This is a genomic window from Methanobrevibacter sp. (assembly GCF_045577275.1).
GTDB lineage: Archaea > Methanobacteriota > Methanobacteria > Methanobacteriales > Methanobacteriaceae > Methanobrevibacter.
This window is the reverse complement of the sequence record NZ_JAZNIB010000283.1, coordinates 1-4,698: the sequence shown is the minus strand read 5'-3', so window position 1 is coordinate 4,698 and position 4,698 is coordinate 1. Positions and strand designations below refer to the sequence as shown.

General features: G+C 35.8%; 2 protein-coding genes. Both read left to right on the top strand.

The genetic code is table 11. The annotated features are described in order from the left end of the window. Positions 1-324, top strand: a 324-nt coding sequence (locus ACKI67_RS08255) for an Ig-like domain-containing protein (protein WP_407463034.1), incomplete at its 5' end; no start/stop codon positions are given. Positions 325-555: 231 nt separating this feature from the next. Further along, positions 556-4,698, top strand: a 4,143-nt coding sequence (locus ACKI67_RS08250) for a DUF1565 domain-containing protein (protein ID WP_407463032.1), incomplete at its 3' end; no start/stop codon positions are given.

The following is a 4,698-nucleotide window of genomic DNA, read 5'->3' as shown; positions in this document are numbered from 1 at the left end:
TACAACGGATCATTCATCGTAGCTAAGATTGTTGTAAGCAAACAAAAAGGAAGCTTAACCGTTCCAGCTAAATCTTACAAGGCAAGTGCAACAAGCAAAACCTTAACCGCTACCTTTAAGGCAGCAAGTGGAAAAGTAGTGGCTAACAAGAAGATTACATTTACCGTCGACGGTAAATCTTACTCTGCTACAACCAATGCTAAAGGTGTTGCAACTGTCAAAGTAAGCTTAAACAAAAAAGGAACCTACAACTTTACCGCTAAGTTTGCTGGAAACAATATGTACGCAGCAATGAATAAGACTGCAAAGCTTACCATTAAATAAGAATGGTTAAATTTGGTTAAAACAGTAAAATAGAAATTTAAACAATTATCTAGTTTTTTGAGCTAATGCTCAAAATTCTAGAATTTTTTATTTTTTTTTTAGTTTTATTGGAAATTTTCACCATTTGATAGTTTTTTATAAACATTAGATGTTTTGTAATTTTTATAAAAAATTATTAAATTTTCATATTTAATGTTCATTTATTATGCTTTATTATATGAGGTGGAAGACGTGAAAATTGAAAAAACTGTATTTATTTGTTTAGTATTAGTAATGATACTATCATTAGGATTCAATGCAGTAAGTGCAACGGATTCTAATGAGATTGACACTATAGAATTGGATGATTCCATATCTGATTCTATTAGTTCTAATCTTGAGGATAATTCTATATCTGATTCTATTAGTTCAGATAATGTAGATGGTTCCATATCTGATTCTATTAGTTCTGATAATCTAGATGATTCTAGCTTTGAGAGTGATAAAATAGGAGATGGCTCTTATTCAAATGATAATGCTCTTAAAGATGATTCAAATACAATTTATGTATCCGTAGAAGGGGACGATGAAAATGACGGTTCACAGTCCAATCCTGTGGCGACCATTTCAAAGGCTGTTTCACTTGCTGATGAAGGATACACCATCCATATATCTGCAGGAACCTATGATCAAAACAAATCAACACAATTGTCACATGCATTGACTTTTGTTGGAGATGATGGGGCAATAATCAGAAGAATCGGAACTGCAAATGCCTTAACATACACTTCAGACAACATCAAGACAATTTGCTTTAAAAACATTATATTTTCATCAACTACAGCAAATCCAAACAATCCTATATTAAGTATGGCAGGTCGAGCCAATCTAATAATAAACAATTGTACATTCACTGATGCAATTGCAGGAAAAGGAGGCCATGTAAGGTTCATGGGAAGTTCTACAGGACTTATCAACAATACCAAATTCATTGATCTCACCGGTTCTACAAGTTCTGCATCAAGCTACATACAATGTCTTGGGGAATCAGTTGTAAGGATAAACAACTGTCTCTTTGCAAACTGTTCTGAAACTATGTTAAGGGCGGTTGTTTATGTAAACAATAACTTATCCAACGTTTCACTAAACAATTGTAATTTCATCAACATAAGCGGAAACCTTAATGCAGTTTTTGAAAACAGGGGATACGGTGCAATAAGAAACTCCACCTTTAGGGACATTTCCTTAAGCGGAAATGGTCCTCGTGGAATCATTTGGAGTTCTGAAACTATTTCAAGCGGCTCAAAAACCTATATAAACTCTTCCATCTTTTATAATAACTCTGTAGATACTGAAGTCGTTGTAAATAGTGCTGTGATTCAGGCTAAATCTCCAACTGTAGTTGAAAACAGCGTATTCCTATACAATGACGTTGACTACATCATAAACAATGACAACGAAACAAGCATAATTGCAAACTACAATTGGTGGGGTACCAATCAGGACCCTAAAAACTGCACAATTATTGTGCATGATGACTCCACTGGTGAAGATACCAGTGTAAACATGTCTTTAGTCTCAAATGGAGTCACTGTAGACAATTGGGCAATCATGGCTGTTGACTTTGACTCAAGCGCTCTTCTTGCAAATGAGAATTATCCAATCATAATTAACATCAATCAATACATGAATGAGGAAGGTGAAATAAACACCTTTGACGGTTATGGAATAGGAAATGTTGAAATCCTATTGGATTCCATTATCGGAGAGCTTAATGCAAACCCTATAATCTATACTGAAGAGGGAAGCTATAAGGCTAAGGTCTATACAAAAAACGGCACAATCACAATATTCTATAAGGCTCTTGAAGAGGGAAGCGATGTATTGAAGATTAAATCAGGATATGAAGAGCTAATATTCAATCTGGAAATCGCCAAAGCAATAAGCTATACAGACATTTACGTTTCCAAATCAGGAAATGATGAAAATGACGGATTAAGCAATGGAACTGCAGTCTTCACTATTGAAAGAGCATTGGAAGTTGCAAAAGGAATCAATTCCAATATCAGAATCCACATCAACAGCGGTACCTATAAGGAATCCGGATTTGAACTCAACGGCACATATGTGGAAGATGAAATCATCAAAAGAACAATTTATGCATTTATAGGATATGGAAATGTGGTCATTGATGGAAATGGAGCAGATAAAAGCATCTTTTCAATCAGAAACAATTCAGCTTCATTTACAAACATAAGATTCACCAATGTCAATGGACCGACCAGAGGTGGAGCAATCCTTGTCAGAATCAATGACAATGGTTACCTTTATGAACCTAATTCAAGGATAAATGCTGATTTGACCATAAACAAGTGTACTTTTGACAATATCAATGTAACAAATAATGGTGGAGCCATTTACTATGAATATGGTAGTGGAAGGATTGAAATAAACAATACCAAATTCCATAATCTCAATGCTTTAAGCAGTCAAGGTGGAGCAATATATATTCACGAATCCGCTAATCTTGCAAAGCTTAAGATAACAGGCTCTGATTTCAGGGATAATTTTGCAAACAATGCAGGAGCAATGTATTTGAGGGTATCCAACATCACAATCAAGGATACAAACTTCATAAACAACTCTGCTGCATATTATCCTGGAGCAATTGGCTTCTATAATGCTACTGCATATATTGAGAATTGTATAATTGCAAACAGTTCAGCCAAAAAGGATTCAGCAGCCATTAAAATAGAGGAAGGCTCTAATGATGAAGGAAACGTCATCACTATAAGGTCATGCATAATAGAAAACAATACAGCAACAGATGAAGTGGCACCTGCAATCTATGTGGCAAAAGGAGTCTTGAACATTTCCTACAGTTCAATTGTAAATGACCTTTCAATTGCAACACGCACCTATAGTTCAAGCAGTTCAGGATTAGTGCAAGGTGTAGCAATTGCAGACAACAATTGGTGGGGAGTAAACAATCCATTCGGTGACAATGAAATCGGAGGGGATTATCTCTACGATTCAGGAGCTGTTGTAAATGGATCCAACATCACAATAGACAGTTGGGTTATTCTATATGTTGAAATGAACGATACAGGTGTTTTGAAGGTTGGAAACAAGGTCAACATTTCAATTGACTTTAGTCATGTCAACACCACAAGCGGTGAAATAAAGGCATTGTCTGGAGGCAGAATACCAAAAGAATTTACATTAAGGCTTAATTCAACTGGAGGTAACGCTTATCCAAATTATATGAAGATTGCAAATGGAAAGGCAAATACAATATTCACTGTCATTGATGACCAAGGGCTTGGAGACAATTTCACCTACAGTGCACTTGATATAAAGACAGACAATGAAATTTATCATATAATATTTGAAATCAATAATTATAAAGGAGTAATTTTCGTTTCTGTTGATGGTAATGATGATAGAAACGGTTCTAAAGATGCTCCTGTCAGAACAATAGAAAAAGCTATTCAACTTGCTCTTGATGAAGATTTCGGCGCTCATGAAATAATCGTTCTTCCAGGAACCTATGATGTCTGCGACATTGATATAGACTATACCTATCTCATAATCACTGGTTCTGGAATAAATGAAACAATATTTGATGGTGACGGATACACTGGAGGAATGTTTTCAATATTCGAAGGAAACCTTACAATCAAGAATCTAACCATTATGAATGGTGTCAACACCGTTTCTTCAGGTGGTGCATTTACAAATATGGGTAACTTGACTTTAGATACAGTCTATGTCACAAACTGCCAAGTGAAGAATGTAAACGGTGCGGTGATTTATTCTGTAGGAAACCTTAATCTCATCAATTCAAGCTTTGTGGATAATCGAGCATTGTCAGGTAATTATGCAAGTGGAGGAGTAATCTACACTGATGGATATTATACAAGCTTAAGCTATCCTCCAAGCTTGAACATCACTGACTGTGAATTCATCTCCAATTCTGCAAAAAGCAGTACCTTTGGTGGTGGAGCTATCTATATGCAATATGTAGATGGCTTCAAATCCATCAAAAACACCAAATTCATCAACAATCAAGCTATGTATGGTGGAGCAATCTTTATGCAGAACTCTATTGGGGACTTTTTGATGGACAATGTCAGTTTCATTGGAAACAAGGCAACAGGAAGTTCCAGCACCAATCCGTCCTATGGTGGAGGTGCATTGAATCTAATAGGCAAGACTGATGGCAGTGTAGGAAAAATAACCATCATAAACAGCTTGTTTGAGAATAACACTGCAAAGAATACCCGTGGTGGCGGAGCGATATTGGATAGAAACGTGGACTTGAACATCAGCAATTCTGCAATAATCAACAATAAGGATAGCGATAAGAACATTCAAATCTACAAGGACACTACA